Consider the following 16,207-nt stretch of genomic DNA (forward strand, 5'->3'; position numbering starts at 1 on the left):
CGAGTCCACCGTTCAGAACCCGCGAGTCCACCGTTCAGAACCCGCGAGTCCACCGTTCAGAACCCGCGAGTCCACCGTTCAGAACCCGCGAGTCCACCGTTCAGAACCCGCGAGTCCACGGTTCAGGACCCGCGAGGACCCCGGCGACAGCCACGGGTCCTGACCGGCGACGAGCGCACCCGGTTGTGGGCGGAGATCACGGCGGCCAACCCGTTCTTCCTCGACCACGAGAAGAGGGCGAACCGAGAGATCCCGGTCGTGGCCCTGACGCGCGCATGACGCCGAGTGGGTGTCGGCGCACGACGTGCTGCCGCCCGGTTCGCTCGACGTGGCGATCCGCGCACTCGTCGACCGGATGAGATCACGGCCGCTTCCTCCCGCGTTACCTCTCCGCTGGGACAGCGACGGCGAGGTGCGGCCAGCCTTCGAGGCCGAATGGCTCGCCGCGCTGGAACTGTTCGATCGCGGCGCGACTGTAGGGCACCGTGTCGGCGGGGAGCTGGTCCAGGGGGACCACGTGATGCGAGCGCACTTATGGGGTTCGGCGTTGCGCGGCACGCCGATACCAACAACTTTGATGTCCGGGGAGACGGACTAGGCCACCCGGCCGCCGAAGGCGGCGAGCCGGTCGTACAGTGGCGCGTCCGCTGCGATCGCCACCTCGGGACCGACGTGCTCACCCCGGATCTCGGGCACGAGGTTGGCGTGTGCCCACTCGAGCGCCGCGGCGCCGACGGCCGGGTCGAGGTCGGTCGGCTGTCCGGTCGCGGTCGCGATGTCCCAGGTGTGCACGGCGATCTCGGTCACGTGCTGCCCGAGTGTCCAGCTCGCGGGCACCTCGCCACCGGGCAGGCGGGTGGTCCGGTCGAGCGCACCGGGCGCACGCCACGCGGCGAGCAGCGCGGCGGCGGCGTGCTGGAACGCCGCGGCCCAGTCGTCGCCGAGCACGTCGCCTTCGCTGGTGCCGCGCTGCCCGGTCGCGGTCGACTCCGCGAACCGCGCCACCTCGTCGACGAGGTGGCGCACCAGTCTCCGCACGTCCCACTCCGCGCACGGCGTCGGCAGGCCGGCCTGCTCCGGCGCCACCTTCGCGACGACCGTGCCCGCCTGGTCCAGCGCCCGTGCCACCAGCTCGATCATGACCGCTCCTCGTAGTCGGCGGCGCCCCTGCCGGGCGCCGGTCCGCTGCTACGTCGGAGCCGGTCGCGGTTTCTCTACTGCCGCACGGGGCGATCCGGGAGGTGCGGCACCTCCGGGGTGTCGGTGTCCAGCGGCACCTGCGGCGCACGGACCAGGCCCAGTTGCACCGACTGCCGCCCGATCACCGTGTCCAGCAGCCAGTCGACGGCCGTGCGGACGCGGTTGCCGGGCATGGCGACCAGGTGGTAGCCGCGGGTGACGACCTTCGCCGGGAAGCCGCCGAGCGGGATCTTCAGCGGGTTGGCCGCCGCCTGCTTGCCGCCGAGGTCGACGACGAAGCCCAGGTCGTGGTGCTTGTAGCGGCCCAGCTTCCGGCCGGTGAGCGACGCGAGGACGTTGCGGCCCGCGAGCTTGCCCTGCCGGGACGCGTGCTGCGCGGTCATCGCGGTGCACTCGCCGGGCCGGGTCAGGTCGGGGACGGCGGCGACGTCACCGCACGCGAAGACCTCGGGGTGGCCCGGCACGACCAAGGTCGACTCGACGATGAGCCTGCCCTTCTGCGTCGGCAAGCCAACCGACTCGACCACCGGGTCCGGCCGCACACCGACGCACCACACCAGCGACCGCGTGGGTACGACGTCACCACTCTTCAACTTCACGCCGTCGGCGGTGGCCTCCTCGACCGTGTCGCCCATGCGGACCTCGACACCGCGGGCACGGAGCACCTTGTCGGCGGTCTTCGACAGCCTCGGGTTCAGCTCGGGCAGCACCCTCGGCGCGATGTCGAGCAGCAGCCAGCGGATCTTCTGGTCGCGCAGCACGGGGTGCAGCGCGGCGATGGCGGTGGTGAACAGCGGCCCCTGCGCGGCGACCTCGGTCCCGGTGTAACCGGCGCCGACGACCACGAACGTGCAGCGGGCCTCGCGCTCGGCGAGGTCGTCGGTCGAGGCGGCCAGTTCGATCTGGCGGATGATGTGGTCCCGCAGGTAGAGCGCCTCCGGCACCCCGCGGAAACCGTGCGCGTGCTCGGCGATGCCCGGGATGGGCAGGAGCTTGTTGACGCTGCCCGCGGCGAGGACGAGCCTGTCGTAGCCGAGTTCGTGGTCGCGGCCCTCCGGGTCGGTGAACGTGACGGCGCGGCCGTCGAGGTCGATCGTGTGGACGGAGCCGAGCGCCAGCCGGACACCGGGCAGCGCGGCCGGGAGCGACACGGTCACGCGCCGGGGGTCGATGACGGCGGCGGCGACCTCGGGGAGGAGCGGCAGGTAGAGGAAGTAGTCGGTCGGGTTGACCAGGACGATCTCGATGTCGTCCTCCGGGGTTCTCGCCCTGAGCAGGGAGCGAGCCGTCTCGAACCCGGCGAACCCTCCTCCGACGATCACGACGCGCTTGGGTGCCATCCCCTCATCGTTCTCCGGATCTCCCGCCCGCGAAACTCGACGCACCCCTGAGACACCGCACCCTGCGGGGGTGGGCTGGGCTAGTAGGTCTGCCAGGGGCCGCGTGGGTCGCGTTCGCTGACGCCCTTGCGGGAGTAGTCGCAGACGCCGGTCGGGAAGGCCTTGCGCAGCAACGCCTTCTCCTCGTCGGTGAACGTGACCGGGTAGTCGTCGAAGTCAAGGCGCTGCAGGCGGCACTTGGCCGTCGTCATCGACAGGTTCGCCCCGGCGACCAGGCGGGGGTTCGCGGCGATCGGGTACAGCTGCCCGCACCGGCCGCCAGACGGGTAGGTCAGCGGCTCGGTGATGCGTTCGGTCGCCGACACGTAGCACCCGTCGGCGAGGTCGGCCGGCTTGTTCGCGATCACCTTTCTGGCCTTGTCGCGGCGGGAGCCGTCGTCGCCGATGGCGGTCAGCCAGCGGTCCATGGCGTCGAGCTGGTACCGCGCCGCCGCGGCGGTCTGGGCCGGGTCCGGTGCCGACTCGATGATCACCTGGTTCGCGTGCGTGCCGTTCGCCCGGCTCAGGCGGTCCCGCATGATGTAGGACATCTCGGCCGTGTGGATGTCCGCCCCCGGCGTGACCAGGTCCAGGTAGGTGCGCTGGTCGATGATCGGCGTGTACCGCAGGCCGAGGCCGGCGCTGTTGACCAGGTCGGCGGCGTACGCGGCGGACAGGCCGCGGGGGTCGGCGGTCGTGCGGGTCGCGATCGGGCGGCCCGCGTAGTCGTAGCCGCCGACGCCGGAGTTCAGCGCCGCGAACTGCGCCGCGGTGATCGTGCCGTCCTCCAGTGCCGCCAGGCCGTACTGCACGCCGGCGTTGTCGAGCACCGCGCGGACGAAACCGTTGCGCGGATCGCGGCCAAGCTGGTTGACCCACTGCTCCGCCGCGCCGCAGCGCAGCCCGTCGGGGTTGGTCGCCTCGTCCCACCGGATCTCGACGGGGATGATCGGGTCGCAGCTGCCGGTCGCGGTGGCCCGGCTCAGGAACGTGGCCTGCCACGAAAGGCAGGTGTTGTAGGAGTTGTAGCCGGACACCACCCGCTGCTGCTCCGGCGTGAACCCGCCCTTGGCGAAGAACGCGTTGAGCAGGCCGCAGTCGGTGACCGGGCCCATGGTGGTGAGCGGGTCAGGGAACGAGACGCCGGGGATGATGCCGTCGAGGATGCCGGGGTAGGCATCGGCGATGTCGTACTGCTGGATGGCGCCACCGGAGCCGCCCCAGCCGATGGTGTGGCGCGCCGGACCGTACGTCTCGAGGAAGTGCTCCTTGACCATCATCGCGGCCTCGGCGGAGATGATCGGGCTGCAGTTGTTGTCCAGCACGTTCAGCGACGACGACGCGACCGCGTAACCCTGTGACAGGAACAGGTTGTCCACCACGCCCGCGGTGCCGCCGCCCTGCCGGTAGCCGCTGTTGCAGCCGCCGCCGAAGTTGTAGACGAGCCTGCCGTTCCAACCGGTCTCCGGCTTGACCGGCGACGGGTCGGTGCCGTCGTGGAGCGCGGCGAGCTGGTACACCGCGCGGTCGATCACGCCGGTCTCGACCCGCACGACGTAGGGCACCGCGCGGCCTTCGACCGTCGCGGTCGCGAGGTCGGCAGGCCGGTCCGCGGGGTTGGCCAGTGGTGCGAACCGGCCGCCGGTCGTCCGGTACGCGTAGGTGACCACGGTCGGCGCCTCACACAGCGGCTGCTGCGCGGGCGCCAGCCCGAACACCTCGGTCTGGCAGAAGAACGGCCGCTGCTGCTGGCCGGAGAACACCGGTCCCGACCGGGGGTGGTTCACCACGCGCAGGCTCGCGTGCCCGCCACGGCTCGCGGTGGCGGTGATCGTGTTGCGGCCCTCGCGCAGGCCGCTGACCACGCCGAGCAGTGAGCCGTCGGGCTGCGGGGTGAACGAGCCGGTGACGTCGCGGCCGTTGGCGCGGACGTGGACCCGGTCGCCGTGCTCGACGCGGAGCAGCACGTCGCCGCCGCTGACGAACTCCGGTTTGGTGTTCGACTCCACGGTCAGCGTGAGGTCGGGACGGCCTTCGGCGGTGGCGGCCGTCAGTCCTGTCACCGCCAGCGCGGCGGTGCACAGGATGGTGGCGACGCGAGCTGGGATCCGGGTCACCCGCCGATCCTATTCGGCGATCAACCGCTCCGGTAGTACGACAGCGACGGGTCACCACGCACGCACGGTGAATCCCCTTCCACGGCGGTCATGTGCGACCTTGACGGCGTGAACGTCGCAATCGGATGGTCCCTGGCCGGGGTCCTGGTTCTCCTGACGGTCGTCGCGGCCGTCGCTGTGGGTGTCGGCAGACTGGGGCCGTGGTGGCCGGTGGCGCTGGCCGCGTGCCGTGCCGTCGGGCAGCTGGCGGCCGTCAGCCTGGTCATCGTGCTGGTGCTGCACAGCGGCTGGCTCACGGCGGCGTTCGTGCTGCTGATGTTCGGCATCGCGGCGCTGACATCGGCGCGCCGCATCACGAAGGCCCGCGGCGGCCGGTGGGCGGCGGCCGCCATCGCGAGCGGCGTGGCGCCGATCCTCGGGTTGCTGCTGGCAACACACCTGGTGCCTGCCGAGCCGGTGGCGATCATCCCGATCGCGGGCATCCTCATCGGCGGCGCCATGACCGCGACGTCGCTGGCGGGCAGACGCGCACTCGACGAACTCACCACCCGGCGCGGCGAATACGAGGCCGCACTCGCACTGGGGCTGACCAACCCGGACGCGGCGCGCCTGATCGTCCGGCCCACGGCGGGGCAGGCGCTGGTGCCCGCGCTGGACCAGACCCGCACGGTCGGGCTGGTGACCCTGCCGGGCACGTTCGTCGGCATCCTGCTTGGCGGCGGCACCCCGGTCCAGGCGGGTGCGACGCAACTGCTCGTGCTGATCGCGCTGCTGGCGATCGAGGGGATCGCGGTACTGGTGACGGTGGAACTGGTGGCGGCGGAGAAGCTCAGCTGAAGACTCAGCCTCGACCAGCGGAGAGCGTGTCGAAATCGGGGAAGATGTCCGCCGGGCGGGCGCCGGTGAAGTTGCCTACCCAGCCGTCCTCGTCGTGGAAGAAGCGGATCGCCACGTAGTCGGGGCGGGTGCCCATGTCGAACCAGTGGGTGGTGTTCGCCGGGACGCTCAGCAGGTCTCCCGCTTCGCACAGGACCGCATGGACCTTGTCGTTGGCGTGCAGGTAGAACACACCGGCGCCGCGGGCGAAGAAGCGGTCCTCGTCGTCGTCATGGGTGTGCTCGTTCAGGAACTTCTGGCGGGCCTCCGCTGCCTTCGTGCGCCATTCCTCCGTGTCCTCCGGGGTCATGTGCAGGGCGTCGACCAGGAGGTAGCCCTCGTTCTCCACGACTCTCGCCACGTATGGCTCGTAGGCGGCCAGCACCTCCTCCGACGTGGGGGCCGCTGGCAGGTTCTCGACCACCGGCCAGCGTTCGAAGCGCACGCCAAGCTGCTTCAGTTCGTCCGCGATCGTCTCGCCATCCTCGGTCCTGGTCAGGACGGTCGCCGGGTCGTCGTCGGGCCAGATCGTCAGCAGTGTCATGAAGGTTCTCCTTCTCGCTTCACCAGACTATGCCGAACACGTCCCGCTCAGCCGACCACGAACCGCAGCAGCCATTCCAGGCACTCCAGCCGGTGCCGTGCCTGACGCAGGTCGTCACCCCACACGTAGACACCGTGGCGGGCAACGATCAGTGCGGGGGTGTCGGCGCGGTACCCGCGCTCGAACGCGTCGCCCAGCACCCGCATGTCCTGACCGTTGGGGATGACCGGGATGGTGACCAGGTCGTCGTGTGCCCGGCGGCCGAAGCCCTTCAGCATCTCCAGGTCCCGCAGCGGCACGCCGCCCGGCCAGCGTTGCGCCGCGAGCACCGGTGCGAGCGCGTGGACGTGCACGACCGCGCCCGCACCCGACACCGCCGCGATCCGTGCGTGCAGGCCCGCCTCCGCCGACGGCACACCGTCGCCGACCGGCAGCCCCAGCGCGTCGACCGTCACGTGGTCGGACGCCGTCAGCTCACCCTTGTCGAGGCCGCTCGCCGTGACCGCGAGCCGCAGCGGGTCGCGGCCCAGCACCACGGACAGGTTGCCGGACGTGCCCCGCATCCAGCCCATCGACGCGTAGCGGGCGGCCTCGTCGGCCAGCTGCTGCCCGGCATTCACCGCGACACCTCGACCTCGTCGAACGATCCGATCGTGGGGTGGGGGCCGAAGTCGGCGTCACCGAACGGTTCGCCGTCGCGGGCGACGCCCACGGTCTGCCACCCGGCGGCACGGGCGGCGTCCAGCTCGGCGGGCACGTCGGAGAAGAACACGATCCGCGCGGGGTCACCACCCAATGCGGCCGCGATCGCCTGGTACGACGGCTCTTCCCGCTTCGGCCCAGCGTTGACCGTGTCGAAGTGCCCGCTGAACAACCCGGTGATGTCGCCGTCGGTGGTGCGGGAGAACGACGCGACCTGGCCTGCGACCGAGCCGGACGAGAACACCGCGAGCCGCAGCCCGGACCCGTGCCACCACCGCAGTTTCGGTGCCACGTCGGGGAAGAACTCGGTGATCAGGTCGCCGTCGGCGTAGCCATGCTGCCAGATCAGGCCCTGCAACGTCTTGAGCGGCGCGATCTTCTGGTCCGCGTTCATCCAGCCGTGCAGGACCGCGACGAGGTCCTCGGTGGTCGCGGCGGGTGGCAGCTCGCCGAGCTTCCTGATCTGCGCCACGGCATCCGCGACCACCGGGTCGTCGCCGTGCGCGTCGATCCACGGGCCGAGCCTCGGCCGCGCGTAGTCGTACAGCACGACGTGGACCTGGCTGGTCGCGGTGAGTGTGCCCTCGATGTCGAGCACGACCCAGTCGGCGTTCACGGAGCCTCCCGGTAGTAGTCGGCGAGCTGGTGTGGGGAGAACGGGCCTCGGTCGGTGACCACGGTCGTGACGAACCGCGGTGGGGTGATGTCGAAGGCCGGGTAGTGGCCGCGGATCCCGGGCCGGTTCACGACCTCCGTGCCGTCGCGGTACTCGATGGGGACCTCTGCGGCGGTCGGCGCGAGCCGGTCCGGCGCCTGCACCATCGCGTGGAACGGCACGCCGAACGCGGACGCCGCGACCGCGAGCCCGAGGGTGCCGATCTTGTTGACGACGTGGCCGTCCATGGTGACCCGGTCGGCCGCCGTGACGAGCGCGGCCACCTCGCCGCTCGACAGCACCGCGGCACCCATGCCGTCGGTGATCACGGTGGTGTCGACGCCCATCTCGGCGAGCGTCTCCGCGGTCAGCCTGGCGCCCTGGAGGTACGGCCGGGTCTCGGTGCAGACGAACGCCAGGTTCTTGTCCGCCGCGGCCAGCACCAGCTCGACCAGGTACAGGTCGGCCCAGCAGTGCGTGAGTACGGTCGCGTTGTCCGGCAACAGGTCAGCTGTATGGCGACCGAGTGCGGCGCTGCGAGACCGGTAGCGCTCGTCACCGGCGCGGGCCCCCGCGAGCACAGCGGCGACCAGTTCCCCACCTGTCTGCCCGTCCACCTGGGACAACGTGGCGGTGACCGCCTTGCGCAGGTGGTTGTTGGTGCGGCGGGTGGCGGCGAGCCGCGCCCCGGCCGCGTCGAGGCGCGCACGGGCGGCGGGCGCGTCGAGACCGGCGGCCTCGCGGGCGGCGAGGACCATCCCCCACAGCGCGGCGAAGTACGGACCGGACGACTGGGTGACCATGTCCTCGATGGCCTTCGCCACCTCCTCGACCGACGCGCAGTGCACCCACACGCGCCGCTCCGGGAACACGCGGCGGTCGAGGATCTCGACGCCGTCGTCGGTGAGGCGGACGCTGTCGGCGAGGATCGGCGTCATCACGTGTACCCCGTGAACGGCGGGAGGTCGCCGGTGAGGAAGTGCGTGCCGACCTCGCGTGCCTTGTACACCACGGGATCGTGCAGGGTGAGCGTGCGCGCGTTGCGCCAGAAGCGGTCGAACGCGTACTTCCTGGCCGTCCCCCTGGCGCCGACGAACTCGAACACCTTCGACGTGGTCTCGTTGACCGCCATGGTCGCGACGACCTTGGCGGCGGAGATGGTCACGGCCGCCTCGCCGCGTTCCCCCTCGGTCAGGTCGGCGCCGCGGTCGAAGGCCGCACCGAGCGCGCGGGCCGCGTCGTCGGTCAGCGCACCGGCGGCCCGCACCTGGGACACGAGCTCGCCGTAGCCCGCCACGATGTGCGGGTCCTCCACCGCGCTGTCCACTCCGGACAGGAACCACGGCCTGCTGCGGTGCCGGGTGTAGTCGGCGGCCTCGATCAGCGCACCCTCCGCGATGCCGAGGTAGATCTGGGTGAGGAACAGCTGGAACCCGATCGCCGCGAGCGACAGGCGCGGTGACTGGTCCGCGGGCTGGCGCCCGAGCACGTCGTCGGCGGGCAGGAACACGTCGGTGAACACGACGCCGCCGCTCGCGGTGAGCCGCTGCCCGATGTTGTCCCAGTCGCCAAGGTAGCTGATGCCGCCCGCGTGCGCGTCGAGCACGAACGTGAGCTTCTCGTCGTTGTCCGTGCGGGTCGCGCTGACCACGAGCCGGTCGGCGACGGCGGCGCCGGTCGCGAACGTCTTGCGGCCGTTGACACGAAACCCGCCGTCGACGGGCGTCAGTTCGAGCGCGGCGTCGAGCGGGTTGCTGACCCCGGCCCAGAAGTGGTTGCCGGTCACGGTTTCCCGCCGCAGCCGGGCCACCAGGTCCGGCTGGTCGAACAGCTCACCGCGCCACAACTGCAGGTAGTGGTAGCCGAGCAGGTGCCCCACGTTCGGGTCGGCGGCCGACACCGTGCGAGTGACGGCGTTCGCGGTCAGCCAGCTCTCCCCCACACCACCGAGGTCGGCGGGAATCAACAGCGTGAGCAGGCCGGATTCCCTGAGCAGGCCCACTTCCCGGGTCGGGTCCGCGCCGGCGAGGTCGCGTCCGGCCGCGTCCGCACGCAGGGTGTCGACGAGCTTGTCCACCGCTTCACGCCACGTCATGCCAGTGCCACCAATGCGTCGAGTGCGACCGCGCTGCCAAGGGCCACCCCTTCTTGGACGACCTGCCGGTGCGGGTCGTACGAAGTCGGGTCGGTGTTGTCGACGGTAGCGTTCCCGTCGACGACGAGCACCCCACCCGCACGCAGGCCCTTCAGCGCGGCGAACACGCGCGCGGCGAGGTACTCGCTTTTTCGCCGACCGGATTGGGTGTCACCAGCACGAGCGACGGCCCGTCACCGCCAGTGGCGCCTGGCGAAGTGGCCGCCGCGTCGCACCCGGTTGCCGGCCCTCCGGCGACCAGTAGCAAGATCCACAGTCGCGCCCTCATGCGCACGTCCCTTCCGCGCGTCACCCGACCGGAGCAAACCGTATGCATCGTGCCCACCAGCCGACCACCGTGTCCATGGATTGGGACGCTGACCACGGGAAACGCCACGGCACCGGTCACGCCCGACCGAGGAGAGCGTCGCGAGGGCGTTCACCCATTGGAATGTCTTCAGGTTTTGCCCCATCCTGCCGAGGAAGTCGGTGGCAGACCTCAACGACGAGGAGGACCGCATGGCCACCAAGGCCGCCAAGGCCGTACCGATGACCGCCACGACAATGATCCCGGGTCAACGGACGGAAACCGCCACCCCGGACATCCGGCCACGGGCGGGCCATGATCTGTTCGTGAGGGTTGACATGGTGCTCGCCCTGCTCGCGGAGCCGGGCGAGACCATCGGCACCATCGGCCTCGCCGACGACCTGCGCACCGCCCTGGCCCGCACAGCGGCCATGGGCGACAGCTGCCGGATCCGGCCCCAGTGTGACGCTGTCCGCCTGGCCGCCGACCTGCTGCTGGCGGGTGAGGTGCTCGAAGCACACGCCATCCTGGCAAGCCTGCAAATCGGACTAGGCCGCCTCCCCGGATTTTAAAGTGTTGGTTCCGGCCCAGCGACGCCTGCGGATCGCGGATGGTTGGTGGCTGAGTGCCATCACGTTCCCCTGAGGTAACTGCTGATCGGGCTGAGGCTTTCCATCAAAGATCCAAAACACCACCGGCCACACCATGCGGGTGATTCCGGTCCGCGCTTGGCGCGCGAACCGGAATCACTCTCCCCTGGTTTTACTCGTCGGCCAGTGGTTCCGCGCGTACTCGTTTCAGTGCGGGTGAGCACACCGATGCCGCCAGCAGCGCGACCAGTGCCCCGAGCACGATCGGCGCCGCGAGCCACGGGCTGAACACCGGCACGCTCTCCGACACCAGCCCGAACAACCCCACCCCGACGGCCGTGCCGAGCGCGCCCGCCCCGATCGTCGCGACCAGTGCGGGCAGCGCCGCCTCCGCACGCAATGCCCGCGCGAGCGTGTGCACCGGGGTGCCCGCCGCCATCAGCGCGCCGAACGTGCGGCGCCGGTCCATCACCGAACCCGCCGTCGCGATCGCCGCGGAGAGCCCGCCGAGCACGGACGCCGTCACCAGGCCGATCACCGTCACCCTGCGCAGGTCCGCGAGCTCGGTGTTCTGAGCGCCGAGCTTCATCTCCTTGCTGATCACCTGTTCACCGCCCGATGCGGCGAGCAGCGCGGTCCGCGCCGTCTCCCGCGACGCGCCGTCGGCGTACACCGCGACGTCCACGTTCGTCAGCTCGGTGCCGGCGGGCAGCAGCGACGGGTCGATCAGCGCGACGTCCGACAACGACGACGCCGCGACCGGCGTGACGCCGAGCGGTTCCCGCCGCTGCGACGCGGACCCGTCGGGCGTCGACTCCGTGGACCACGACAGGATGTCGAGCGCGGTGCCCGACGGTGCGTACACCGAGGGTCCGGCCCCGCATTCGACCGACACCGGCAGCAGCACCCGAGCGTCCTCACAGGACACCACGTACCCCTCCAGGTAGGTCTCGCCCTGCCACAGCTGGAGCTGCCCCACCTGCGCGGCCCGCGCCGCGATCCCGTACCGCTCGAGCTCCTCGTCCGCCTTCCCGACGATGGACGGCGCGCGCTCGGTGTCAGTGCTCAGGTACAGGACGGAGTCCCGGTAGGCGCTGTAGTACCCCGACTCGGACTCGAGGCTCGGCATCAGCGTCAACGCCATCGAGCCGGCGAACACCGCCAGCACCACACCGGCCGACGCCCGGTAGGCCGCCTTCGGGTCGTCCCGCAGCCGCCGCCCGGCCAGCAGCGCCGACGGCTTGCGCCACACCTTCGTGAACACCCCACCGAGCGCCGAGGTCACCCACGGTCCCACCACGGTCGGCGACCACATGAGGAACCCGAGCGACGCCAGCAACGGCAGCAGGGCGGCGGAGGACTCCCGCGCCATCGCCAACGACAGGAAGAACAGCACGACCGCCACGGGCACGATCAGCAGACGTCCCTTGCTGAGCGGCTTGCGGGTGTGGCCGCCGGTCGCCATCAGCGGCGTGTTGACAACGCGCCGCAGGCCGGCCACCGCCGCGGCCACCACCAGCACCGGCACGGCGAGCGCCACCAGCACCACCACCGGCCACGGCAGCATGAAGTCGCTCGCGAGCCACGTGCCGCCGCCCCACGGCACCCACGTCGCCAGCGAGTGCAGCACCGGACTGATCGCCACACCCAGCACCGCACCCGCCGCCGCCGCGAGCCCGGTCTCGGCCGCGACCATGGCGGTGACCTGCGCGGGGGTCGCACCCGCGAGCCGCAGTGCCGCCAGGCGACGTTCCCGCCGCGCGGCCGTCAGCCGGGACGCGGACGCCACGAGCACCAGGCTCGGTACCAGCAGCACGACGACCCCGACCCCGGCGAGCAGCGACAGCAACCCGTCCGGCGCCGCCCTGCCCGACGCCAGCGCGGCCAGCTCGTACGCGTCCGCCGGCATGGTCTCCGGCGTGTGCCCCACGAGCAGCACCAGCTGCTCTGGGTACATCAGCGCGTCCTCGCCGAGCAGCCCGGCGGGTTTCGCGCCGAACCGGTCCGCCAGTTCCTCGGCGGGATTGGCCGCGGCCAGGTACGCCAGCTCCGGCGACCGCAGCATCTCGCCGGGCGCAGGCAACGCGTCGATACCCCTCGGCAGCGGGATCTCGGCCGGGTCGACGAGCGGCGCGACATCCACCCGCGTGATGACCTGCCCGTCGAACTGGTCCTCGCTCGAGGCGTAGCTGAGCCGCCCACCGGACTCGCTGAAGCTCGTCGGGGCCTGCCACAGCGTCCGTTCCGCCCGTGCCTGTGTCGCGTACGGGAGGCTCGTCAGGAGCAGCACAAGCCCGGTGGCCACCGCGACCCCCAGTGCGGTCAGCACGGTGGACACCTGGGTGCGCCGGTCGACCCGCAGCACCCGCAGAGCCAGCTGCACCGGATTCATCGGGCGGCCACCGGCTGCTCGATACGCCCGTCGCGGATGGCGACCGTGCGCGGCATCATCGCGGCGATCTCCCTGTCGTGGGTCACGACGATCACCGCGGCGCCGGTCTCCCGTGCGGTGTCGATCAGCGCGCCGATCGTCGCGTGCCCGGTCCTGGTGTCGAGCGCGCCGGTCGGCTCGTCCGCGAAGATCACCTTCGGCCGGTGGGCGATGGCCCGCGCGATCGCGACCCGCTGCGCCTCGCCACCGGACAGCTCACCAGGGCGGCGGGTCTCCTTGCCCGCCAGCCCGAGCCTGCCCAGCCACGTGCGTGCGTTGTCGATCGCCATGGCGCGGTCCCGGCCGCCGAGCAGCAGCGGCAGTGCCACGTTCTCCTCGGCGGTCAGCTCGGCGACCAGCATCCCGGACTGGAAGACGAACCCGAACTCGGTGCGCCGCAGCTCGCTGCGCTTGGTCTCCGACAGCTGGTCGATCCGCTGCCCGCCAAGGACGATCTCGCCCTCGTCCGACTTGAGGATGCCGGCCATCACGTGCAGCAGCGAGGTCTTGCCCGACCCCGACGGCCCCACGATCGCGATGGCCTCCCCCGCTGCGATGTCGATGTCCACCCCGGCGAGCGCGTACGCGGCGCCGTACCGCTTCACCAGCCCCCGACCGGACAACAGCGATGTCATGTCTGCCCCTTCTCCGTGGTGCGTGCCGGGAGAACCCTCGCGGAGAACTGCTGCCCAGCACGTCGGGCAGATGGCCATGACCCGGTGGGGGGCACCGGCCGATCGGCCGACCCTCGGGTGGCCGATCGGCCAAGTGGTGCCTCGCCACCTACTTTGGTGACGTGACTCGATCAAGGCAGGCGGCAGGCGCGGCGGTGGCCGTGATCGTGCTGGGCCTGGCCGCGATCGTGCTGACGCAGGCCGTCGTGCACCACGGCGCGCTCGCGACCCTGGACGGTCCGTTCCGGGACTGGGTGATCGACCACCGGAACTGGTTCCTGACCGAGGTCATGGTCGCCGCGAGCCGGTTCGGGAGCGTGCCGTCACTGATCGTCATCGCGCTGGCCGCCGCCGCGTGGCTCGCGTTGCGGGGCAGGAAGGACGCCGCGCTGCTGGTCATCGGCGGGTCGGCGGGTGCGTTCGCGCTCGGCCCGGTGCTCAAGGCGATCGTCGAGCGGCCGAGGCCCGCCCTGTCCGACCATGTGGTGTTCGTCGACAGCTGGTCCTACCCGTCGGGGCACAGCCTCAACTCGATGGCGGTGCTCGGGCTGCTCACCGTGCTGGCCGTGCGTGCGCGGCCCGGCCGCGTGCGAAGGACGCTGATCATCGTGCTCGGCGTGTTCCTCGTGGCCGTGGTCGGGTTCAGCCGCGTCTACCTGGGCGTGCACTGGCCGTCCGACGTGCTCGCGGGCTGGCTGATCGGTGTCCTGTGGCTCACGATCTGCTTCGCGATCGCGCACCTGACCCGAGGGAATACCCGGACGTCGGGTACTGTTCGAGACAGTAGTTGAATTCGCAACTACTTGGGAGGATGAGCGTGATGCAGTTCGGGATCTTCTCGGTCGGGGACGTCACCATGGACCCGACCACCGGCGTGACGCCGAGTGAACACGAGCGGATCAAGGCCATGGTCACGATCGCGCTCAAGGCCGAGGAGGTCGGGCTCGACGTGTTCGCGACCGGCGAGCACCACAACCCGCCGTTCGTGCCGTCCTCGCCGACCACCATGCTCGGCTACATCGCGGCCAGGACCGAGAGGCTGATCCTGTCCACCGCGACCACGCTGATCACCACGAACGACCCGGTGAAGATCGCCGAGGACTACGCGATGCTGCAGCACCTCGCGGACGGGCGCGTGGACCTGATGATGGGCCGGGGCAACACCGGCCCCGTGTACCCGTGGTTCGGGCAGGACATCCGCCAGGGCATCCCGCTCGCCATCGAGAACTACGCGCTGCTGCACGAGCTGTGGCGCAAGGACGTCGTCGACTGGGAAGGCCGGTTCCGCACACCGCTGCAGGGCTTCACGTCCACCCCTCGGCCGCTCGACGGGGTGCCCCCGTTCGTGTGGCACGGGTCCATCCGCAGCCCGGAGATCGCGGAGCAGGCCGCCTACTACGGCGACGGGTTCTTCGCCAACCACATCTTCTGGCCCACCTACCACTTCCAGCGGCTGATCAGCCTGTACCGGGAGCGGTTCGCGCACTACGGGCACGGCACGCCGGAGCAGGCGCACGTCGGCCTCGGCGGGCAGGTGTTCGTGCGGAAGAACTCGCAGGACGCGGTGAACGAGTTCCGGCCGTACTTCGACAACGCGCCGGTGTACGGGCACGGACCCTCGCTGGAGGACTTCACGGAGCAGACGCCGCTGACCGTCGGGTCGCCACAGCAGGTGATCGACCGGACGCTGACGTTCCGCGAGCACTTCGGCGACTACCAGCGCCAGCTGTTCCTGCTGGACCACGCCGGCCTGCCACTGAAGACCGTGCTGGAGCAGTTGGACCACCTCGGTGAGATCGTTCCGGTGCTGCGCAAGGAGTTCGGTGACCGGCGCGCCGATGGCGTCGCGGACGCGCCGACGCACGAGTCGCTCGTCGCGGCGGCAAGGGAGAAGGTGGGAGCATGAAGCTCGTCGTCGTGTCGGCGGGCCTGACCCAGCCGTCGTCGACGAGGCTGCTCGCCGACCGGCTGGCGACGGCCGTCGCCGACAGCGCGGATGTCACCACACGGGTGGTCGAGCTGCGGGAGCTGGCGGTCGGCATCGCCAACAACCTGGTCACCGGCTTCCCGGCGCCCGCACTGGGCGACGCGCTGGCGGCGGTGGAGGAGGCGGACGGCCTGATCGTCGCCACGCCGATCTTCACCGCCTCCTACAGCGGCCTGTTCAAGTCGTTCTTCGACCTGGTCGACCACGAGGCACTGACCGGCAAGCCGGTGCTGATCGCGGCGACCGGCGGCACCGCGCGGCACTCGCTCGCCCTGGAGCACGCCATGCGGCCGATGTTCGCCTACCTGCACGCGCTGGTCGTCCCGACGGCCGTGTACGCGGCGACGGAGGACTGGGCCGGCACGGACCTCGCGCAGCGGATCGACCGCGCGGCCGGTGAGCTGGCCGACCTGATGGTGCGCACCCCCGCGCCGGCCAAGGAGGAGTTCGTACCGTTCGCCGACCTGCTGAAGGGGAACTAGTCCCAAGGCCGTGAAGTTAAGGGGTGGGTGCGGCTGTCCAGCCGGCTGAAACTAGCAACGGAGTTCCTGCTAGAACGGTGTCGACCAAGATCACCAGATAGCAGAAACTCCGTTGGTTACCCAGTCTGT

The 16,207-nt window shown here is 71.0% G+C and carries 17 protein-coding genes; 6 read left to right on the plus strand and 11 right to left on the minus strand.

Annotation, left to right across the window (positions count from 1 at the left end):
- Positions 1-289: 289 nt before the first annotated feature.
- Complete coding sequence (locus tag WBA97_RS17000) at positions 290-598, plus strand: hypothetical protein (protein ID WP_424231802.1); 309 nt, start codon at positions 290-292, stop codon at positions 596-598.
- On the opposite strand, the gene WBA97_RS17005 is transcribed toward WBA97_RS17000, so the two are convergent.
- The 3 genes from WBA97_RS17005 to WBA97_RS17015 all read right to left on the minus strand — a co-directional run bounded on the left by WBA97_RS17005 (position 595) and on the right by WBA97_RS17015 (position 4,696).
- Positions 595-1,140: a TIGR03086 family metal-binding protein gene (locus WBA97_RS17005; RefSeq protein ID WP_424231803.1), complete on the minus strand. Its 546-nt coding sequence runs from the start codon at positions 1,138-1,140 to the stop codon at positions 595-597. The two genes, WBA97_RS17000 and WBA97_RS17005, sit on opposite strands and share 4 nt — an antisense overlap.
- Positions 1,141-1,214: 74 nt before the next feature.
- Positions 1,215-2,540, minus strand: coding sequence for an NAD(P)/FAD-dependent oxidoreductase (locus WBA97_RS17010; RefSeq protein WP_424231804.1), 1,326 nt, complete (start codon positions 2,538-2,540; stop codon positions 1,215-1,217).
- Between the two features lie 80 nt (positions 2,541-2,620).
- Positions 2,621-4,696 (minus strand): DUF6351 family protein, encoded by a 2,076-nt coding sequence (locus tag WBA97_RS17015; RefSeq protein ID WP_424231805.1) that lies wholly within the window; start codon positions 4,694-4,696, stop codon positions 2,621-2,623.
- A 108-nt stretch (positions 4,697-4,804) separates the two neighbouring features.
- Here WBA97_RS17015 and WBA97_RS17020 point away from each other — a divergent pair, with 108 nt between their 5' ends.
- A complete protein-coding gene (locus WBA97_RS17020) occupies positions 4,805-5,533 on the plus strand; it encodes an ABC transporter permease (RefSeq protein ID WP_424231806.1) in 729 nt (242 codons plus the stop codon).
- A gap of 4 nt (positions 5,534-5,537) precedes the next feature.
- On the opposite strand, the gene WBA97_RS17025 is transcribed toward WBA97_RS17020, so the two are convergent.
- From WBA97_RS17025 to WBA97_RS17050, 6 genes are read right to left on the minus strand one after another with little or no spacing between them, the layout of a single operon-like run.
- On the minus strand, positions 5,538-6,116 hold the full coding sequence (locus WBA97_RS17025; RefSeq protein ID WP_424231807.1) for a 1,2-dihydroxy-3-keto-5-methylthiopentene dioxygenase: 579 nt from the start codon (positions 6,114-6,116) through the stop codon (positions 5,538-5,540).
- A gap of 47 nt (positions 6,117-6,163) precedes the next feature.
- Positions 6,164-6,736, minus strand: a complete 573-nt coding sequence (gene mtnB, locus WBA97_RS17030; RefSeq protein WP_424231808.1) for a methylthioribulose 1-phosphate dehydratase — start codon at positions 6,734-6,736, stop codon at positions 6,164-6,166.
- Positions 6,733-7,434: an acireductone synthase gene (gene mtnC, locus WBA97_RS17035; protein WP_424231809.1), complete on the minus strand. Its 702-nt coding sequence runs from the start codon at positions 7,432-7,434 to the stop codon at positions 6,733-6,735. Before mtnC ends, mtnB begins: the two co-directional genes overlap by 4 nt.
- Positions 7,431-8,411 carry a methylthioribose-1-phosphate isomerase gene (locus WBA97_RS17040; RefSeq protein WP_424231810.1) on the minus strand — a complete coding sequence of 327 codons (981 nt, stop codon included), beginning with the start codon at positions 8,409-8,411 and terminating at the stop codon, positions 7,431-7,433. The genes mtnC and WBA97_RS17040 overlap by 4 nt, the downstream gene beginning before the upstream one ends.
- Positions 8,411-9,568 (minus strand): acyl-CoA dehydrogenase family protein, encoded by a 1,158-nt coding sequence (locus tag WBA97_RS17045; RefSeq protein ID WP_424231811.1) that lies wholly within the window; start codon positions 9,566-9,568, stop codon positions 8,411-8,413. Before WBA97_RS17045 ends, WBA97_RS17040 begins: the two co-directional genes overlap by 1 nt.
- Positions 9,565-9,735 (minus strand): hypothetical protein, encoded by a 171-nt coding sequence (locus WBA97_RS17050; protein ID WP_424231812.1) that lies wholly within the window; start codon positions 9,733-9,735, stop codon positions 9,565-9,567. Before WBA97_RS17050 ends, WBA97_RS17045 begins: the two co-directional genes overlap by 4 nt.
- Before the next feature lie 391 nt (positions 9,736-10,126).
- Here WBA97_RS17050 and WBA97_RS17055 point away from each other — a divergent pair, with 391 nt between their 5' ends.
- The gene (locus tag WBA97_RS17055; RefSeq protein ID WP_424231813.1) at positions 10,127-10,486 is read left to right on the plus strand and encodes a hypothetical protein; all 360 of its coding nucleotides are present in this window, start codon (positions 10,127-10,129) and stop codon (positions 10,484-10,486) included.
- Between the two features lie 190 nt (positions 10,487-10,676).
- Here WBA97_RS17055 and WBA97_RS17060 read toward each other — a convergent pair whose 3' ends face one another.
- Positions 10,677-12,896, minus strand: a complete 2,220-nt coding sequence (locus WBA97_RS17060; RefSeq protein WP_424231814.1) for an FtsX-like permease family protein — start codon at positions 12,894-12,896, stop codon at positions 10,677-10,679.
- Entirely contained in the window at positions 12,893-13,570 is a 678-nt protein-coding gene (locus WBA97_RS17065) for an ABC transporter ATP-binding protein (protein WP_424231815.1), read from the minus strand. The genes WBA97_RS17060 and WBA97_RS17065 overlap by 4 nt, the downstream gene beginning before the upstream one ends.
- Before the next feature lie 161 nt (positions 13,571-13,731).
- On the opposite strand from WBA97_RS17065, the gene WBA97_RS17070 reads away from it, so the two are divergent.
- Genes WBA97_RS17070 through WBA97_RS17080 form a run of 3 tightly spaced genes read left to right on the plus strand, consistent with a single transcriptional unit; the run spans position 13,732 to position 16,078 of the window.
- Positions 13,732-14,400, plus strand: coding sequence for a phosphatase PAP2 family protein (locus WBA97_RS17070; RefSeq protein ID WP_424231816.1), 669 nt, complete (start codon positions 13,732-13,734; stop codon positions 14,398-14,400).
- 29 nt (positions 14,401-14,429) lie between these two features.
- Positions 14,430-15,515: an LLM class flavin-dependent oxidoreductase gene (locus tag WBA97_RS17075; protein WP_424231817.1), complete on the plus strand. Its 1,086-nt coding sequence runs from the start codon at positions 14,430-14,432 to the stop codon at positions 15,513-15,515.
- A complete protein-coding gene (locus WBA97_RS17080) occupies positions 15,512-16,078 on the plus strand; it encodes an FMN reductase (RefSeq protein ID WP_424231818.1) in 567 nt (188 codons plus the stop codon). The genes WBA97_RS17075 and WBA97_RS17080 overlap by 4 nt, the downstream gene beginning before the upstream one ends.
- The last annotated feature ends 129 nt before the right edge of the window (positions 16,079-16,207 follow it).

The sequence above is a fragment of the Actinophytocola sp. genome (genome assembly GCF_049647105.1).
In the GTDB taxonomy this organism is placed as follows: Bacteria; Actinomycetota; Actinomycetes; order Mycobacteriales; family Pseudonocardiaceae; genus Actinophytocola.

Coding starts and splice junctions, on each gene's coding strand:
- WBA97_RS17005 (WP_424231803.1), bottom strand. CDS start 1,140: ATGATCGAGCTGGTGGCACGGGCGCTGGACCAGGCGGGCACGGTCGTC.
- WBA97_RS17075 (WP_424231817.1), top strand. CDS start 14,430: ATGCAGTTCGGGATCTTCTCGGTCGGGGACGTCACCATGGACCCGACC.
- WBA97_RS17045 (WP_424231811.1), bottom strand. CDS start 9,568: ATGACGTGGCGTGAAGCGGTGGACAAGCTCGTCGACACCCTGCGTGCG.
- WBA97_RS17065 (WP_424231815.1), bottom strand. CDS start 13,570: ATGACATCGCTGTTGTCCGGTCGGGGGCTGGTGAAGCGGTACGGCGCC.
- WBA97_RS17055 (WP_424231813.1), top strand. CDS start 10,127: ATGGCCACCAAGGCCGCCAAGGCCGTACCGATGACCGCCACGACAATG.
- WBA97_RS17060 (WP_424231814.1), bottom strand. CDS start 12,896: ATGAATCCGGTGCAGCTGGCTCTGCGGGTGCTGCGGGTCGACCGGCGC.
- WBA97_RS17040 (WP_424231810.1), bottom strand. CDS start 8,411: ATGACGCCGATCCTCGCCGACAGCGTCCGCCTCACCGACGACGGCGTC.
- WBA97_RS17010 (WP_424231804.1), bottom strand. CDS start 2,540: ATGGCACCCAAGCGCGTCGTGATCGTCGGAGGAGGGTTCGCCGGGTTC.
- WBA97_RS17025 (WP_424231807.1), bottom strand. CDS start 6,116: ATGACACTGCTGACGATCTGGCCCGACGACGACCCGGCGACCGTCCTG.
- WBA97_RS17080 (WP_424231818.1), top strand. CDS start 15,512: ATGAAGCTCGTCGTCGTGTCGGCGGGCCTGACCCAGCCGTCGTCGACG.